Source organism: Kitasatospora sp. NPDC005856, from assembly GCF_040629945.1.
In the GTDB taxonomy this organism is placed as follows: domain Bacteria; phylum Actinomycetota; class Actinomycetes; order Streptomycetales; family Streptomycetaceae; genus Kitasatospora.
The window spans coordinates 17892-35753 of record NZ_JBEXWT010000037.1 but is presented as its reverse complement, the minus strand read 5'-3'; the positions used below and the strand labels follow the sequence as shown (position 1 = coordinate 35753).

Annotated in this window: 7 protein-coding genes and 1 pseudogene; 3 read left to right on the top strand and 5 right to left on the bottom strand. The window is 67.5% G+C overall.

Going from position 1 to position 17862, the window contains the following annotated elements:
• Positions 1-325: 325 nt before the first annotated feature.
• Both ABZ449_RS22550 and ABZ449_RS22545 read right to left on the bottom strand, forming a co-directional pair.
• Positions 326-859, bottom strand: coding sequence for an SMI1/KNR4 family protein (locus ABZ449_RS22550; RefSeq protein WP_360348600.1), 534 nt, complete (start codon positions 857-859; stop codon positions 326-328).
• Positions 849-12434: a LamG-like jellyroll fold domain-containing protein gene (locus ABZ449_RS22545; protein ID WP_360348597.1), complete on the bottom strand. Its 11586-nt coding sequence runs from the start codon at positions 12432-12434 to the stop codon at positions 849-851. The genes ABZ449_RS22550 and ABZ449_RS22545 overlap by 11 nt, the downstream gene beginning before the upstream one ends.
• A 264-nt stretch (positions 12435-12698) precedes the next feature.
• On the opposite strand from ABZ449_RS22545, the gene ABZ449_RS22540 reads away from it, so the two are divergent.
• Positions 12699-13229: a hypothetical protein gene (locus ABZ449_RS22540; protein WP_360348594.1), complete on the top strand. Its 531-nt coding sequence runs from the start codon at positions 12699-12701 to the stop codon at positions 13227-13229.
• 92 nt (positions 13230-13321) lie between these two features.
• On the opposite strand, the gene ABZ449_RS22535 is transcribed toward ABZ449_RS22540, so the two are convergent.
• The gene (locus tag ABZ449_RS22535; RefSeq protein ID WP_360348684.1) at positions 13322-14638 is read right to left on the bottom strand and encodes a recombinase family protein; all 1317 of its coding nucleotides are present in this window, start codon (positions 14636-14638) and stop codon (positions 13322-13324) included.
• 9 nt (positions 14639-14647) lie between these two features.
• Positions 14648-14887 carry a hypothetical protein gene (locus ABZ449_RS22530; RefSeq protein ID WP_360348591.1) on the bottom strand — a complete coding sequence of 80 codons (240 nt, stop codon included), beginning with the start codon at positions 14885-14887 and terminating at the stop codon, positions 14648-14650.
• 57 nt (positions 14888-14944) lie between these two features.
• Here ABZ449_RS22530 and ABZ449_RS22525 point away from each other — a divergent pair, with 57 nt between their 5' ends.
• Complete coding sequence (locus ABZ449_RS22525; protein WP_360348699.1) at positions 14945-15118, top strand: hypothetical protein; 174 nt, start codon at positions 14945-14947, stop codon at positions 15116-15118.
• 431 nt (positions 15119-15549) lie between these two features.
• Positions 15550-16656: pseudogene (locus ABZ449_RS22520) on the top strand (integrase core domain-containing protein).
• 213 nt (positions 16657-16869) lie between these two features.
• Here the strand turns inward: ABZ449_RS22520 and ABZ449_RS22515 are convergent.
• Positions 16870-17850 (bottom strand): ketoacyl-ACP synthase III, encoded by a 981-nt coding sequence (locus tag ABZ449_RS22515; protein ID WP_360348588.1) that lies wholly within the window; start codon positions 17848-17850, stop codon positions 16870-16872.
• Positions 17851-17862 lie beyond the last annotated feature (12 nt).

The window sequence follows — 17862 nt, the reverse complement described above, 5'->3', positions numbered from 1 at the left end:
GGTGGCCCTGGTGCGCGGAACGCTGCACGCCAGAGCCACCTCCAGAATACCGGCAAGGATGAACGGTCTACAGTTCAGCGAACTGCCAACCACCCTTGCGGCCGCACTGAATCAGAAGCCTGCAGACATTGTCCCGCTGGCAGGTCAAGGCTCCGCGCACCGAAAGCAGGGCGCCTGGTCGACATGAGCGAGTGACCAAGTCTCTTTCTCGCAAGTTCTCCGAGCAGCTAGTTCGCACACACTCAGAGCTGGCCAGGTAAGCAACGAAGCCACAATAACTCTCTCTTCTCTCACCTTAATCGAAGCCCAGCTCAAGGGCTTAGATTTAGATCACAGGCGATTCTTCAATCGAACGCCAGAGAGGTTCCACCACCGGCCATCCTTGCGGAACCCTCTCCTTGCCAAGCAGGCGAACCATAAATGCTGTAAATCCATCTTCTTCGATCAGCACCATGCGGCGCTGCCTAAAGGCGACCATAACTGCCCATTTCCCGCTCTCGCGTGGCAAGAGATAGCAACCATCCCCGTCATAGTCGTGACTTGCCCAACCGACCGCCCCAGAGGGATCGAACGGGAGATTCCCCGACCGGTCGCGGTACTGATCTGCCATAACATCGAGGAATTCTCGATCGTCAACCATAGAATCGATCAGGCGGTTCCTCCCTTCGGGATGAGGGATCGCCAGGAACTCCATGATTCGACAATCCCCATATTCATCAACAAATTCCTTGTAGTCTTCAGGCAACGGGCGACCAACCCACTGCTCGATTTCCCGCCACGCCTCCGGACAGCTAGGCACCAGCCGCTGCGGTGGCCCCATGAGCAACCGAAGAGAAGCATCCATCTCGTCACCTTCCATACCTCTCAGAAGAGCAGACGCTCTTGTAGTCCTGAACGTTCACAATGTAGCAGTCAACATCGAGGCCTTCACTGCCCTTTGCCTGCAAGTGAATTGCCGCTGGGATCCCTGTCAGGTTCGGGCCGTAGACGTTGTTCACCTCATAGTTGACTCGCTGCCTCCCCGACCGAACCTCATCGGCAATCTTATTCTCGATCTTACTCATTTCCAGATTGGCCTTGCCGAACAACGGCACGAGGTTTCGGAGGTCCGTTCCAGACCCACCGAACTGCCGGCCCATGTCATGCCCTCGTGCGCGACACCCCTTACAGTCTGGCAACTTCCAGAAGTCAGGCGGTGTGACCATTTCGGGGAAGTCACGGGAGTTCCAAGCTGTTGGTGTTCCGTCTTCCAAGTCCTGAGGTGAATTGAAGCGGCCATAGGCTCCCGTGGCACGGCATCCATCCAAGCCTGGCCGGAAGCGCTCCCTCGGAAGGTAAGTGATGTTGCCGTGTACGTTGGTCCCTGCGCTGTCGCCACAGGACTCGTCATCCTCCTGCGTCCGACCGCCAGTGCGACCGATAGGAAGCGGCAACGGAATCGGAAGAGGCTCATTTTGCGATGCCGGTGGGGGCCTGAGAAGGTCATTACCGAGGTCAATCAGGGCGTCAGTGCCAGCGACGATGCCGGAGCCAACCGTGGTAGCAGTGCCGACCACCACCGGAACGCCTTCGACAACGACGGTCGTGACGACGGCAGCACCGACGGTGACGATGGTGTCGGTGAAGAAGTCGATCGGGTTGGGGTTGGCATGCGGGCGATCGTTGTCGTTGGTCGGGCGGGAGTCTGTCGGCGGTTTGGGCCGGGGAAGGGTGGGCCCAGGCGTGCGCGGGGCGGGGCGCTTGTGGTGCGGGCCCGGATTGCTCCGGCCGCCGCCTCCGTTTCCAGGGCCGCCGCGGCCGGGAATCGGGCCGAGGATGTTGATCGGAGCCTCCGGCGGTCCGGAAGTCGGGGCCGGGTTGCTGTGGTATCCGCTGCCGCCGCAGTCAGTCGTCCACCAGTACTTGTCGCAGTTGATCTGCGGCCCATCAAGCTTATAGATGTGGTTCTCGGTCTCATCTTCGAATACCCATCTGGCGGCTTCACACTCAACTCGATACAGCCACAACGGGAGAGGTATGTAGCGGCAGGGATTGTGCCCTGACGGGTCGGCCAGGTCAACCGGGTCCCCGTTGCCATAGGTGAACCGGTTCCCCTGGATGGACGGGTTGGCGCTTAGCTGCCAGGAGTCTCGGGAGGCGAAGGTGCCGCTGCCGGGGTGGTACCAGCGGGCGGCCATGTTGACGTCGCCCGAGGCCGGGTCGGTCCACCCGCCCTGGTAGCCCAGGGAGTTGGTGGCACCGGCGCTCGCCGTGGGCTTGCCGAAGGGGTCGTAGGCCGTCGAGCCGGCGACGCTCTTCCCCGAGAGGTCGATGGTGGCGACCACGTCGGTGTGCTGGTCACTGATCACCAGGCGCGGGTTGGGCGTTGCGCTTGCCGCTGCCGTGCCGAGGATCCGGCCGCCGGGGGTGCGGGTGTAGCTGGCAGTGCCGTCGGTGACGACGTTGTTGGAGCCGCCGTCGTAGGTGAAGGTGGTGTTCCCTGCTTGGGCAACGCGGTCGGTCGAGTCGTAGGTGTAGGTGGACGGTCCCTCCTTGACCATCCGGTCGAAGCCGTCGAACTGGACGTCCTTGGGCTGGGAGTCCTTGGCTGTGCTGCTCCTCAACGTGCCACGAGCCGAGTAGCTGTAGGTCGTTGTGCCGTCGTTCAGCAGCTCGTTGCGCTCGTCGAAGGTGGAGGTGACGCCACCCGCCGAAGTGCGGTTGCCGGCCGTGTCCCAGGTGTACGCGGTGGCGGTGGTGTCGTTGTTCCAGCTGGTGAGGCGCCCGGCCAGGTCGTAACCGTACTGGTTGGTGGCGGCCCCGGCCGTGCCGGTTGTCGTCTTCGACGCCAGCCGGTTGTTGAGGTCGTAGCCGTAGCCGATCGAGGCGACTGTCGCCCCGCTCGGGTTCTTGACGGTGTCGTCGCGGAGTCGGCCGAGGTTGTCGTACCCGTAGTTGCGGGTGCCGCCGCCGGTGCCGTAGCGCTCGGTGGTGAGGCGACCGGCCGTGTCGTAGTCGTAGCCGACGGTGGCGCCGGTGAGCGGGTCGGTGGCGCTGGTGAGTTGCCCGGCCGCGCTGTAGCCGAACGAGGTGGTACCGGCCGCGTCGGAGCGGGCGGTCATCCGGCTGTCGCTGTTGTAGGTGTAGTTTCCGGTGCCGCCGGGACCCGCCGAAGTGAGCAGTTGGCCGCGGTCGTTGTAAGTGTAGGTGTCGGGGGTCGTGCCGGGGGTGCCAACGGATATCAGCCGCCCGGCGGCGTCGTAGCCGAGGGTACGGTTCGGGGTCGCCACCTCGGCGCCCATGGCGGTCTCTTGGGTGAGGTTGCCCGCGCCGTCGTAGCTGCGGCGGCGCACCACCCCTCCCGGCTCGGTCAGGGAGACGGCCCGTCCGGCTGCGTCGTAGCTGGTGGTGAACAACCCTTCGGCGGCCGTGGGGTGGGCCGTGGTGGCCGGTTCGACGGTCGACTCGGGGAGCCCGAGCGAGTTGTACGTGTAGTAGACCGGGATGTTCTTCCCGTTGGTCCAGCGGGTCTTGCGCCCGCCGGCGTCGTAGCCAGTGGACGTGGTGATCGTCTGACCGGCGGCCACGGGTTCGCTCTGCTGGACCGGCAGTCCGGCCGGGTTGTAGCTGAACTGCCGTGCGTGCGCGCCGATGTCGGCGCTGCTAGCCACCTTGTCGGTGGCGCTGAGGACGTTGCCCTCCAGGTCGTAGGTGCCGTACTGGGTGGCGACGGCGGCCCCCGTGGTGTCCAGATCGGTGGTGCTCAGCGTCCGCCCGAGCCGATCGTAGCCGTTGATGAGCGCGGTGCCGTCGGCCTTGGTCACCCGGCTGGTCCGGCCGAGGCCGTCGTAGGCCTGGCGGATGGTGGCCCCGGCCGGGTCGGTAGCGCTGAGCACCTGGCCGACGGCGTTGTAGCTCGCCTTGCTCACGGCGCCGCCGGGCGTCGTGGAGGTCAGCTGGTTGCCCGCGTCGTCATAGGTGAAGGTGGAGGTGTAGGCGGCCGCGGCCGGGTAGCGCTCCAGCTGGGTGCTGGTGATGCGCCGTCCGAGGTCGTCGTAGGTCGACTGGCTGACCGCGCCCGTCGGGCCGGTGACGGAAAGCAGTTCGCCGTCGAGGTCATAGGACTTGGTGACGGTCGGCGCGGTGACGCCTCCGCTCGGCGGGAGGGTGGTCCGCACGATGTTGCCGAACTGGTCGTACCGCACGGTGTGGGTCAGCTTGAGACCGGTCGGGTCGACGACACTGGTGACGGGCCGGCCGAGCGCGTCGTACTCGACCGTGGAGGTCGGGGTGATCATGCTGCCGGACTGCGGGTCGGTGTAGGCGGCGCCGGCCACGGCGATCCGGTTGCCGTCCAGGTCGTAGGTGTAGGTGACGGTGTTGCCCAGAGCATCGACCTGCGAGGTCGTCTGGCCGAAGGTGTCGTAGCCGGTCCGGCCGATCGGACGAACCTGCTGGGGCTTGCTACCGCGGGTTGCCGGGTCGTAGGCCTCGGCGCTGATCAGCGGGCCGGTGCTGACGGTGGGCCGGCCGGCCTCGTCGTAGCCGACGCTGCTGGTGTAGACCACCGGGTCGGCGCCGTCTGCGTTGCCGTTGGGGCTGATGGTCCTGGTACGCAGGCCACGGCTGTTGTAGCCGTACGTGACCACCGAGTCGGTGGGCTGGTTGCGGGCGGTCTGCTTGAGCAGGTTCCCGGTGACGTCGTAGGCGTAGTCGGTCTGGGCCGTGCTCGCATCGGCACCTCCGCTGCTCACCACGCTGGTCGGCCGGTTGGCCACGTCGTAGGTATAGGCGGTGGTGCGGTTGAGGCCGCCGGGGTCGACGGTTGTGCGGGTGACCCGGCCGGCCGCGTCATAGGCGGTCACGGTCGTGATCTTGCCGCCGCCGGTCACCTGCTGGGTGAGATGACCCGCATTGTCGTAGGTGTTCTGCTGGAGCACCACGTTGCGAAGCGTGCCGTCGGAGTTGTGGTAGCCGTCCAGGTCCACCTCGGCGACGGTGTTGTCGTCGTTGTAGTAGGTGTGGGTGGTGCGCCCCATCCCGTCGGTGTCGGTGGCGAGGCGGCCTGCCGGGTCGTAGCCGAGCGAGCCGATGACCTGCCAGCGTGGTGCGGTCGGTGTCGCGCTGCTGCCGGTGTAGTTGCTGACGGCAGTCTGCTGCAGCTGGCCCATCGGCGAGTGGCTGTAGCTGTAGGTGGTGCCGGCCGGGTCGGTCCGGGTGGCGACGTTGCCGTAGCGGTCGTAGGTGTAGGAGGTGAGGTGGCCGCCAGGGTCCTTGACCTGCTTCACCCGGCTGGTGTCGCTCTCGTACGTCCAGGTCGTGGTGCGCGGCTGGTCTCCGCCGGTGGTGTCGGCGACGGTCTGACCGACCTGGTTGCCATCGAGGTCGTAGGCGGAGGTGGTCCGCCGGGTGTGCTTGGTTCCGGTGACAGCGTCGGTGGTGTACGGGTCGGTGCGGGTGACCTGGTTGCCCTGGCCGTCCCAGGTGTAGTCGGTCTTCAAAACCCGGGGCGCATCGGCGCTGCCTCCTGGGCAGTCGTCGCAGCTGAACGACTGGCTGGTCGTGCGGCCGAGGTTGTCGTATCCATAGGTGATCGCGGAGCGCAACGGCGGGATGACGACGGCCAGGTCGCCGTTGTTCCGGTAGGTGTAGGTGGTCTGCTGGTCGGCGGGGGCCTTACCCGGGTCCGGGTAAGCGACCGCGTCGAGCAGGCCGGTCTGGACTCGCACGAGCCCGATCGGCGCGGTTCCGCTGTCCTGCGCGGGAGTGGTGGCGTCGGTGCGCAGGATGTAGCTGACCCGGCCCTTGGGGAAGTCGAGCGTGGCCGGGCTGGTGGTGGAGGCCAGCTGGCCCTGGGCGTCGTATGTGTAGCGGATGGTGTAGGCGGTGTCGCTCGGCCCCGAGGATCGCGCGTCACTGGAGGTGAGGATCTTGTCGTTGGCCGGGTTGAACGGGTTGCCGTTGTCCAGGAAGTACGTGGCGTAGCTGGTCTGGCAGCTCCCGGCGCCGCGGCAGGTGGTCCGGGAGACCGTGTTGCCGCGCGCGTCGTGCCCGGTGGTGATGGTGTGCCCATTGGGGTCGCTGACGGCATAGAGGTAGCCGACGGTGTCATAACTGTAGCGCGTGGTGTTGCCGTAGCCGTCGCTGCGGGAAAGCAACCGGGAGGAGCGAGTGTCGTACTGGTAGGTCAGCTTGAAGCCACCCGGGTCCGTGACGACAGCGGTGGTGACCGGCATGGCAGTTCCGCCGTCGCCCATGGCCTTGTAGTGGGCGGCCACCGTGGCGGCGTCGAGTCGGCTGGTGTAGTAGGAGGCTTCCGCGATGTTTCCCGTGAAGTGGTCGGCACCGCCCTCGGGCCAGCCGGAGGTGGTACCGGCGCCGAGGTAGACGTACGGCGTGCCATTGAAGGTGATCTCGCGCCCGCTGGTGTCGGAGGCGCTGGTCTGCCCGTCGATGTAGATGGTCTGGCCGCTGTCGTCGGCAGCGAGGACGACGTGGTGCCACTTGCCGTCGTTGACTGTCCGGTCGGAGGTCATGGTGGCGCCCGAGCCCATCCAGAACTCGCCGTGGATGCGGCCGTCCGAACCGACGTAGAGGGCCGGGTTCCAGCTCCCGCGCGTGTCGCTGCCCACAGGGAAGTCCTGGTAGCTGTACAGCGGCCCCCCGCTGGTGGTCTTGAACCACAGCTCGATGCTGGCCGAACCTCGGACAGGGGCGGCGTCGGATGGGAGTTGGATGTGCGAGGTGGTGCCGTTGAACACTGCCGATCTCTGGTTGGGATCGTTGGAGGGACCGGAACCGTTCAACAGGACGTCGGTCAGGTTGCCGGCGTTGACGTCCGGGCGGGCGGATCCGAGCTGGCTCGCGGCGTACGAACCGGACGGGTCGTTGAGGCGCCAGTAGCCGACGGCGCTGTCCTGGATCACCTTGGTGCGGTAGGCGCTCGCCGCGTCCATGCCGCCGACCACGGCGGCGGAGGTCGCGCGGTTGTAGTGGCCGGAGACCGTGTCCTTGGTGAGCCGGTACCGGAAGATCGAGAAGTCGGCGATGGCGCCGTTGAAGTAACCGACCTGGTCCGACGGTGCGTTCGGCCAGCCGCCACCGGTCCAGCCGGCACCGAGGAAGGCGTACTCCGACCCGTTGTAGGTGATGGGCAGCGCCGTGGTGCTGGTAGCGGTGGGGGAACCGTCCAGGTAGAGGGTCTGGCCGGAGCCGTCGCCGGCCAGGGCCACGTGGTGCCAGGCGCCGTCGGCGACCGTGGTCGCCGAGACCAGGGCGTTGTTGGCCGAGCCGGTCCACAGGGTGCCGTAGAGCTTCTTGTCCGAACCGATGTAGAGCGCCGGGTTCCAGCGGTCGGTCGAGCCGTTTGGCTTCCCGTCGAGAGGGAAGGACTGGTAGCCGTACAGCACGCCGGGAGCGGTGGTCTTGAACCAGAGTTCGACGGTCGCCGCGCCCCAGTGCTTGGGAGAGGTGTTGGCGGGCAGCTGGACGTATGCGTTGGTGCCGTTGAAGCTGGTGGCGGCGGACGTGCCGGACGCCCAGGGCCCGGGCTGGCAGCAGGTGGTGTTGTCGTAGCTGCCGCGGTTCTGGGCGAGCGCGGCCGAGGAGATCAGCTCGGTGGCCTGGTTACCGGCGGTATCGCCGAGGCGCCAGTAGCCGGTGGGCTTGCTGTCCACCACGGCGTCGTCGTACTGGGTGGCACTGGAGGCGGTGGCGAGCTGGTAGAGCGAGGAGATCGTGGCGGCGCTCAGGCCGTGCGGATAGGCGGCCACGTCGGCGAGCTGGCCCTTGAAGTGGCCCGCCCGGTCGGCCGGCGCCTGTGGCCAGCCGCCGGTGACGTTGCCTGCGCCGAGGAACACGTGGTCGGTGCCGTTGGGGGCGATCGTGCCGTTCAATGGCCCGGCGACGGGTGATCCGTCGAGGTAGAGGGTCTGACTGGTCTGGCTGTCGGCGGAGATCACCGCGAAGTGCCACTTGTTGTCGTTGACGGGGACTCCGCTGGCCAGGGTCTGCCCGACATCGCCCATCCACAGCTGGGCGCGCAGCCTGCCGTTGCTGTCGACGTACAGGGCCGGGTTCCAGCGGTCGGTGGTGCCGTTGGGGGTGCCGTTGACCGGGAACGACTGGTACGAGAGCAGCACGCCGGCGCGGTCCGTGCGAAACCACAGGGCGAGCGCACCGGGGCCGTTCTGCGGGGCGTAGGCAGCGGGAAGTTCCGCCCAGGACGTACTTCCGTCGAAGGTCGCCGAGCCGGACGAACCGGGCATCGGGCCGGGCGAACCGAGTTCGACATTGGCGTAGTTGCCGTTGTTGGGTGTCGGCCTCGGGGTGTATACCTGGTTCGCGGCCTGCACGCCGGCTCCGTCGGACAGCCGCCAGTATCCGTTGGGCCGGGAGCCCATGACAGTGCCCCGGTACGCCTGGGAGGACCCTGTCACCGTGGGCTGGTTGAGCGACCAGGTGCCGCCGTTCTCATCGGTCACCTTGGCTGCCCGGTCGTTGACAGCGTCGTAGCTGACGGCCAGCCGGGTCTTGCCCGAGGAGAGCTTTATGCCGGTGAGCGCGGCGGACGGCTGGCTTCCCGCCTGCCACAGGGACTTGACGGCCGGGTCGCCCAGGGCGCGGTTGTAGAAGGCGACGTCGCTGATGCTGCCGTTGAAGTAGTTGGCGTGTCCGGTGTTGTCGTACGGGTTGTCGGGCCAGGTCCCGCTGAGGAAGCCGCCACCGACGGCCTCGGAGCGCTGGCCAGGCGCGATGATCGCTCCCGGAAGGGTGCCCTGGGCCTCACCGTCCAGGTAGAGGGTCTGGGTGGAGCCCTCGGCGGAGAGCAGGGCGAAGTGCCACTTGCCGTCGTTGACCGTCCTGCTGGAGTCGAGGGTGCGGGACGGTCCGTTCCAGAACTTGCCGTGCAGGTAACCGGACTGGCCGACGTACAGCGCGGGGGTGTAGTTCGCGGGCGTGCTTCCGTTGCCCGGGAAGGGGTCCGCCTGGTAGCTGAACAGCACGCCCCAGCTGGAGGTCTTGAACCAGAGGCCGACCGAGGTGTACGAGGAAGTGTCCAGGACGCTCTGCGGGAGTCCGGCGAACCCGGAGGAACCGTCGAAGGTGGCGGCGGTGGCGCCCGACACGGTCGGGCCAGGCGTGCCGAGGGTGACTCCGGTACCGGAGTAGCGGGCGTTGTCGTTGCCCTGATTCTCGGCCATCTCGCTGGCGGCGGTGTCTCCCGTCTTCTCCCCGAGCCGCCAGTACGACGCCGGAGCGGAGTCCAGGACGGCCGAGCGCAGGTGCGAGCCGGTGGTGTACGAGTAGGTGGTACAGGACCGGGCGGTGTTTCCGCCGGTCGCCGGTGCGCAGACCTGGTCCAGCTCGTCGGCGTTGTTCGTGTTGTAGGTGTACGTCCAGGTCTGCGCGGTGTTCCAGTCCGTCCCGGTGGCCGGGTCGGTGTAGACCTTGGCCACGTGCCGGTTCCCGGCGGACCATTCAAAGTGCAGGGCGCGGCCCGAGGAGGTGTCCGTCACCGTGGCCAGGGCGCCGTTGATGTAGCTCAGCTGCTGGATGCGCCCGGCCACGTCGCGCACCGTGGACAGGACGTAGCCGCTGCCGGACTGGGTGTGGAACTCATAGCGGGTGCCGTCCTTGGCCATCAGGTCGAAGCCGGCCTGGACCTTACTGAGGGACTGGAACTCGCCCGGCGGCGGCGTGTACACGGCCCCGCTGCTCGGGTCGGCCCCGAAGCGGGCGGCGCGACCGCTGGCGGTGGTCAGGACCACGGAGCCGGTACCGTCGTCGTCGGGCTGGACCCGCATGTCGAAGTTGGAGGTCCAGCCGTTGCCGAACAGCGTCGAAGTACGCGGGTCGAGCGAGTTGTACGAGCGGTTGACCACCAGGGCCGGGCCGATGCTCTTGACGTCCGCGTCGGTCGCCGCCGTGGTGTAGTTACCCACCTTGGCATCGAATGGGCGCCCGGCCCCGTCACCGACCGCGCCACCCATGTGGGAGGTGATCACCGGTTGCTGGACCTGGGTGGAGAAGGACACCGTGCTGGACAGGGGGCTCTCCCCGGTATGGTCGCTGACCTTGGCGTTCCACAGGTAGCTGGTGTTCCAGGCGAGCTTGCCCGGTGGCACGGCCCACGAGGTGCTGGGCTGCCAACCCGACTCCACGATCAGCTGAGGGTCCCCCGAGGACGGGTTGGTGTAGACCCGGAAGTCGTATTCCAGGCCGTTGCCGGGGAAGTTGTCTGGGTCGTGTCCGGTGGCGTAGAGCTGCGGGGTGAGGCTGCCGATCACGGTGTTGTGTGGCGGAGCCAGGACGTCCAGCTGGGGTGCGGTATTGGCGTCGTGGACGGTGGTGCAATTTCCGAAGGGAATCCAGTAGTTGTCGTGCAGGGAGCCCGTCCCCCCGACGTACCCGTCCCAGCACAGGTAGTACTCCCGCCCCAGCGGCAGCGGCGGAATGACCCCGTTGACGGTGACCGATTCGTAGGTCCTGACCAGCCCGGACACCCCGGTGAGGGGCGCATCGAACCACTGCTCGTTCCAGTTGGTGTCGAACAGACGGGCCTTGACCTGCATGCTCTGCCAGTTCCAGTAGTTGGCCCCGGTGTTCGTCAGGGTGACCTGCTGGTAGCCGGGCGTGTTGTAGGTCGGCGGCATGTAACTGTCGGCGGGCGCGTAGGTGGCGGCCCAGTCGCTGTAGACGATCGACAGGTAGGGCGGGTAGGCGCTGTTAGCGCTGGAGAACTTCTTCCAGTGGTTGGAGTCGGTGGTGCTGGCCGTCAGCGCGAGGCCGTAGTTGTCACCGCCACGGGCCCAGCTCTCGACCAGCTGGACGCCGGGGTCGTTGTGGTTTCGGCCCAGATCGAGCTCCTTCCACATTGCGCCGCCACAGGTGTCACCCGCAGAGAAACTGGCAGTACCCAGCTGCTGGCCGATCGACACACCGGGGTAGCGGTTGATCGTCGCCGGGTCCCATGAGCTGGTGATCTGGTTGACGTAGACCGGGTGCGACGAGCACTCGTAGGAGTGAGTGTTGTTCAGGTTGAGGGTGACGGCGTGCAGATAGTTGTTCTTCAGAGCCCCGGCCACGTCCGGGAAGTAGAGGTAGCTGTTGACCTTCGAGGCACCCCAGTCGGACGTGCCGACGCGCAGGAGCGGGTCGGTGGAGAAATTCGCCGTCTGGTCCGACCGCACGAACGTCGACTTGCCGACCCCGATGCTGGTGGTCGACGGGTCCACGGTGACCGGGAAGACGCGCTTGGGGTCGTGCAGCCAGGCCTCGTCCAAGTCCATTCGCAGGGCGGGGGCACCGTTGACGTCGACCAGGCTGTAGCTCACCCGGTCGCTGACCACACCGTCCCCGGAGGCGGAATCGATCTTTGAGTCGGTCATGAAGCCGTGCGGGATGGTCGCCTTCACCACTCCGGAAGCATCCTTGAACTGGACCTCGCCGTCGGGGCCGATCGCCGGGACCAGTCCGGTGAGGTGAAGCGGAAAGACCCAGCTGGTCGGGGCGGTCGTGTCGTGCAGGACCAGGGACTCCTTCACGCCCTGCGCGAGGCCGTTGTAGACCACGTCGCTCGCGGGGCGCGCCAAGGGGTACGTGAGAGTGTCGCCGTCGACCACACCGCGCACCTGAGCAGCGTCCTGCAGGCCGTAGGAGACCAGCAAGCCGTCGGCCGGCGCCCAACTCACCAGCGTGCGGTCGTCGGACTTGGCGGCGAAAGTGGCCTGCTGGGTGTTGGCTTGTTCGGTCCAGCGGCCCGCGCGGTCGAGGGCGAAGTTCGTGTTGATGTCGTCCCAGATGCCGTCGGCCTTGCGGTAATGCACGGGCCGCGGATAGACGCGAAGGGTCTTGGTGCCGTCCGGGTTCTGGTAGAGCGAGGTCGTGTCGGTACGGGCACCCGCAACCTCGACGCCCTCAGCCGCCAGGCCGGGCACGCCAGTGCCAGGGGTGGCGTCGTTGCGTGCCTGGAGGTCCTCGCCTGCGGGCGGTACCGAGTCTGCGGCGCCCTGCTTCGCGGCCTTTCCGTCCTTGCCCGTGTTCTGCGGTGCGGCGGGCGGCTGGGCAGCAGTGCCGCTCTGCGGGCTGCCGGGTGTCGCAGCGCCGGGGTGGCGTTCGAACGGTGGCGGGGTGACAGCCTCGCCCTTGACCAGGGACCGACGTTTCCCGTCGCCCGAAGGGTGTTCGGTGCTGTCGGCCGGCACGGCCTTGGCCTCGGGCAGCTCGCCCTGGCCCGGCTGGTGCACGGACTCCCCGGGCGCGCCGCCGTCCTTCCTGGTCTGTGAGGACGGCACCGTGTGGCTGCCACGGCTGGGGTCACCGCTGCCCTGCTGCGGCGTGCTCGGTTTGACCGTCGGGGTCGGAGCGTTGGCGGCGGTGAACGCGCTCGCCTCCTGCGTTCCGACGGTCAGCAGAACGACCAGAGAAGTGATCAACGAAAGCGTGCGGCGCACGGCCAGTCCCCCACGGACGCAGTCAGGTCGGCCGACCCCTCCCCGGGCGCCGGTCCGTGTCCTTCCTATCCAGCCTCAGCGCTCTTGGTACAGAGCACAATTGACGGAACCGTGGCCGATATGTGCCGCACTGTCTCATAATTTCTAGACATGATCTTAAGAATTTTTTCATTTTCTTTACCTTGGGAAAGAAACCGCTGGGCAAGACTTGACCGTCGCCATCACGCGCCGCCGCACACGGCTGGACACCAGGAGCACTCCGTCATGACGTTCCCCACCAGCCCGCGCCTGCGCTGGGTGCTCGGACTCGCGTCAGCCCTGGCCATGGTCTGCGTCGCCGCACTCTTCGCCCTCGGAACGGACGACGACAGCGACGGTCACCCAGCCCCGATCACCCCCTCCAACATCGCCGGACGCCGCACCGCCTGCCTCACTGGCGACGTCTCCGAAGCCGGCGCCCGCAGCGACACTGGCGCGATTTGGAACGCCCTCCAGGATGCCTCCAGGCAAAGGCAGTTGAACGCCCAGCAGCTCCTCGTCCCCGCCCCCACCAGTGACCAAGCGCTCCCCTACCTCGCCGGGCTCTCCGCCCAGCACTGCGACCTGGTCGTCGCCGTCGGCCCCGCCTTCGGGCAGGCTCTGGAAGCCGCCGCCCGGGCCAACCCGCGCACAGCATTCATCGCGGTGACCGCCGACGGCGAATCGGCACACGCCGGAATCGACACGGTCTCGGGCACCGACGACGCCAAGGCTGCGGAGATCCGCCGCCGAGCCCTCGCACTATCGGGGCCCTGACGCGAGCGGTGGCAGCACGGTTCAACTCCAGCACACGCGCAGCCCCGCACCCGCGCACGTCTCGGGCCCACAACGATCCCGGATCACCCGACCTACGCCGAGCTTCCAGCGCGTTCCAGGTTCGGTACTCGTGCTTCGAGTTCGGCGGGCAGGTACCACCCTTCGATGGCCGGTGTCATGTAAAGGCGGACCTTGAGCCCGAGAAGGAGCTGCCGGCGGTGCTCCTGGTCAGCCTGGGTCCAGGCGTCGGCGAAGGTCTGGCCGGTCTCGACTTCCACCCAGGCGGAGGGGCGTTGTGGGAGGGCGGCGAGGCGACGGCGTTCGTCAACCAGAGCCTCGAGGGCTTCGGCGTACTCGTCGTCGCCGCCCGGGTAGTCGAAAAGGTTGCGGCGCTTCTCCTCCCGGAGATCCTTCATCGCCACGGTGACGTGGTTGAGCTGTTCGGTGTGGTCCTCGCCGGGGATGAACCTGCGCACCGTCATCGCCAGCCCGGCCAAGCGCTCCACCAGGGCGGTGATCGCGGTGGTGACGCGCTCGCCCTTGATCGACTGGCCCTTGCAGGCGGGTTTGCCGGCCGTCTTCGCGCAGCGGTAGTACTCGTAGATCTTTCCGTTCTTGGCGAGGTTCACCTGCCGGTAGAACCGGTCGCCGCAGCGGTCGCAGTGCGGCACGCCGAGCCAGGGCGAGGCGCCGTTCGAGCGTTCCTTCGTGATGGACCGCTCGTTCATCGCGGCCTGGATCGCTGCCCACTCCTCCTCCGTGAACAGGGGCTTGGCCATGCGGATCGGCAGGCCCTTGGCGTCGCGGGCGATCTTACGCGCCTTCACGGAGCGGCCGGTCAGCTTCAGGCCCATCGTCGCCGGCGAACGCAGGATCTTCCCCACACTGGTCGGGTTCCAGTGGTTCGACGGAGCAGTCTTCCGCTTGCTCGAGTACGACTCGCCCTGGTTCTTGAACGCGTGCATCGACGGCGTGTCGAACCCAGCCGCTTCCAGCGCCGTGGCGATCATCCACTGGCTCTGCCCCTCCAGGAGCAGCCTGCCCATGTAGCGGACGGCCTCGGAGGTGACCGGGTCCGGCTCCAGCGTCCGGCCGCCACCGGGGCGGTCGACAATCCGGTACCCGTACGGCGGCTGCCCGCCCGCCCACCGGTCGGTCTTGCGCAGGTGCTTGTGCGCGGCCGAGACGCGAGCCTTGATCCGCTTGAGCTCCATCTCCGCGAAGATCGACGCCAGCATCAGGAACACCTTCGCCAGCTCATTCCCGAACGACGACTCCCTCCCCTCCCGGTAGTCCAGAGTGATCCCGTCGTCGGTGAACACCAGGACCTTGTGGTTCTCCTCCGCCCAGTGCGCCACGTCCGCACAGTCCTTCGCCGACCGGAACGCCCGATCGACCTTCGCCCACACCAACGCGTCTCACTCACCCTGGCGCTCGGTGAGCCACGGCCCAAGGTCCGGGCGCTTCCACGGCGTGACCTCCGCCGAGACATCCAGGTCCTCGAAGGACCCGACGATCTCCCACTCCTTCGCCAGCGCGTGCCGCGTTGCCGACTCCGCCTGCACCAGGTGCGAGACCTTGCCCTCGTCACCATGCGTGTCCGAGACACGCGAACCAACCACCGCCCGGACCGGCGCCAAAGCTGTCATGCTGCCCATGGGCCTCCCCTACCGCCAAGGCCAGCAGACACCCTCGAACAGGCTGCGCTCGAACGGGTGGACCTTTTACAAAAGGCGTCGTTCCGCTGGAGGATCGACCTCCAGGTCGCCACCCCGGGCCTCGCCGCCAAGGCCATCCAGGCCTACGTCGAGCGCGCAGACTCCCACGCGGAGCGCTGGAGCGACCACGCACCAGTGACCGCAGTCTTCGACTTCAACCAACTCCATTAACGCTAACGGAAGATGACGCGCCCTGGTGAGGCCGCTCGGTCACAGCTACATCCGACCGGGGGCAGAACCAGGGCGCTCGCCTGCCCATCACCCCACCACAGACCACACCGCGGAGATCGCACAGTCACACCCGACAGGCCGAACACCCGCAAGGGAAACGACTCGACCTGTAAAACTCGGATGGGCCCGCCTCGGTCCACCGCCCTCACCGCGCAGGAGGGCGTGTAGGCGAAGACCGACCCGGAGCACATGCTTGAGCGCCGCTCAGGGCTCGGCACCATAGACGTGCTCAGTGGAGGGCTCACCGAACACGTGGGGTCGCAGCATATCCTCGGCCTTGCTCCTGCCGAAAACCTCATCCGGGGCCTGTGACCTGCGCATTCTCGCGAACGGCCACGGGTGCCCGCATGAGCGTGCCAGGCTGATGGATCGTGCTGCTGAGACTGGCGTACCTGGGCGTGACCAACGCGTTCGCGATGCTGCGTCTGCTGCCGATGAGCGACCGCGACAAGGACGTGGAGATCCTGGCCCTGCGCCATCAGATCGCGGTGCTGGAACGGCAGCTGGGCGGGCAGCGGGTCCGGTTCGAAGCGAGCGACCGGGCATTCCTTGCGGCACTGTTCCACCACCTGCCGACGCAGGTGCTCCGCCGGATGCGGCGACTGGTACGGCCGGACACCGTTCTTCGCTGGCACCGCGACCTGGTCGCCCGCCGTCACGCTGCCCGATCCCGTCCCAAGCGCGGAGGGCGGCCGCGTACCGTACGCTCCATCCACGCCCTGGTCCTGCGCCTGGCCGCAGAGAATCCGGGGTGGGGGTACCGCCGCCTTCACGGCGAGCTTCTCGTCCTCGGCGTGAAGGTGGCCGCGTCCACGGTGTAGGAGATGCTCCAGAAGGCCGGGATCCCGCCGTCACCCGAGCGGACCTCCACCACGTGGGCGGACTTTCTGCGCTCCCAGGCCGACGCGCTCCTCGCGTGCGACTTCTTCGAGACAGTCACCCTGTCCGGGGCCCGGTTGTACGTGTTCGCGGTGATCGAACACGCCAGCCGCCGCATCCGGGTCCTGGGCGTGACCGCGCATCCGACCGCAGCCTGGGTGGCCCAGACGGCGAGGAATCTCGTCATGGATCTTGAGGACGCCGGCTGTCGGGCCCGCTTTCTGATCCGGGACCGGGACGGGAAGTTCCCGCAACTGTTCGACGAGGTACTCAAGGACGCGGGCATCGAGGTGGTACTCAGCGGCGTCCGGATGCCGAGAATGAACTCCATCATGGAGCGCTGGGTACAAACCTGCAGGCGAGAACTACTGGACCGGACATTGATCTGGGACCAGCGCCATCTCCTGCACTCCCTACGCGAGTTCGAGACGTTCTACAACGGGCACCGGCCACACCAGGGCATCGCCAACGCCCGCCCACTCCACCCACTCCACCCACTCCCCCAACCGATCACCGATCCAGGGCGAATCGCCCGCCTCGACATACGACGACGCGACCGACTCGGCGGCCTCCTCCATGAGTACCAACATGCTGCCTGATCAGAGCGGATGACGTTTTCGGCAAGGGCAACCCCGCCACGACGTCGGCAAGACCGTTAACGCGAATCCACGCTCCAGGCCCACCTCGCCGCGCGAGGTTAAAGATCAAGCTGAGGCCCGCGGCACGGGCCGGCTCGGCGTTCCGCGCCGAGCCGGTGGGGGCCGCCGGCCCGTTCCTCGGCTACGGCGCTTTCCCCACCGGCCCGGACCTTCTCACCACTCGACCAGCGCGAATCCCGCCGACATGCCGCCGCCGAAGCCGGCCAGGAGGATCAGGTCGCCGGGGGTGAAGGCTCCGGCGCGGGCGGCCGCGTCCAGGGTGATCGGGATGGAGGCGGCTCCCGTGTTGGCGTAGCGCGTCAGGGTGCGGTGCATGGTCGCGCGAGGCAGTGCCAGGTCGGCGAAGACGCTGTCCAGCATGGTGCCGTTGGCCTGGTGCGGTACGAAGTGGTCGATGTCGTCGGGCGCGACACCGCATTCGTGCAGGAATCCCTTGACCAGCTGCGGCAGGTGGTCACCGACGAAGTTCCGCACGCCTCGCCCGTCCATCGCGAAGTACTGGAGCCCTGCGTCGAGGACCGTCTGGTCCACCGGCATGCGGCTGCCGCCGGCGGGCACCTCGATGAGCCCCGACAGTTCGCCGAACGAGTGCAGTGAGAGGTGCCGGACACGTGGTCCGTGGTCGACCGGCGCCCCCAGGACCACGGCTCCGGCGCCGTCCCCGAACAGGATCACGGTCCTGCGGTCGGCCCGGTTCAGGATGCGGGAGTACAGGTCCGCACCGATGACCAGCGCATGGCCGCCGGTGCGGGCGAGTACGCCCTCGGCCGCGGAGAGCGCGAACACCGTGCCGGAGCAGACCGCGTTGACGTCGAACGCGGCCGCGCCGCTCGCGCCGAGCCGCTGCTGGACGTAGGCGGCGGTGGGCGGTTGCGGCCGGTCGGGTGTGGACGTGGCGACCACGATCACGGACAGCTCCTCGGCGGAGATGCCGGCCGACCGCAGCGCGGCACGCCCCGCGGCGGTGGCCAGGTCCGAGGTGGCCTGGCCGTCGGCAGCCCATCGCCGTTCCCGGATGCCGGTCCTGTCGGTGATCCACGCGTCGTCGACCCCCGCCGCCGCCGCGGCCTCGTCATTGGACACGATTCGCTCCGGCACATAGGCACCCGTACCGAGAATCCTGACGTCGGTCATACGGCTGCCCTC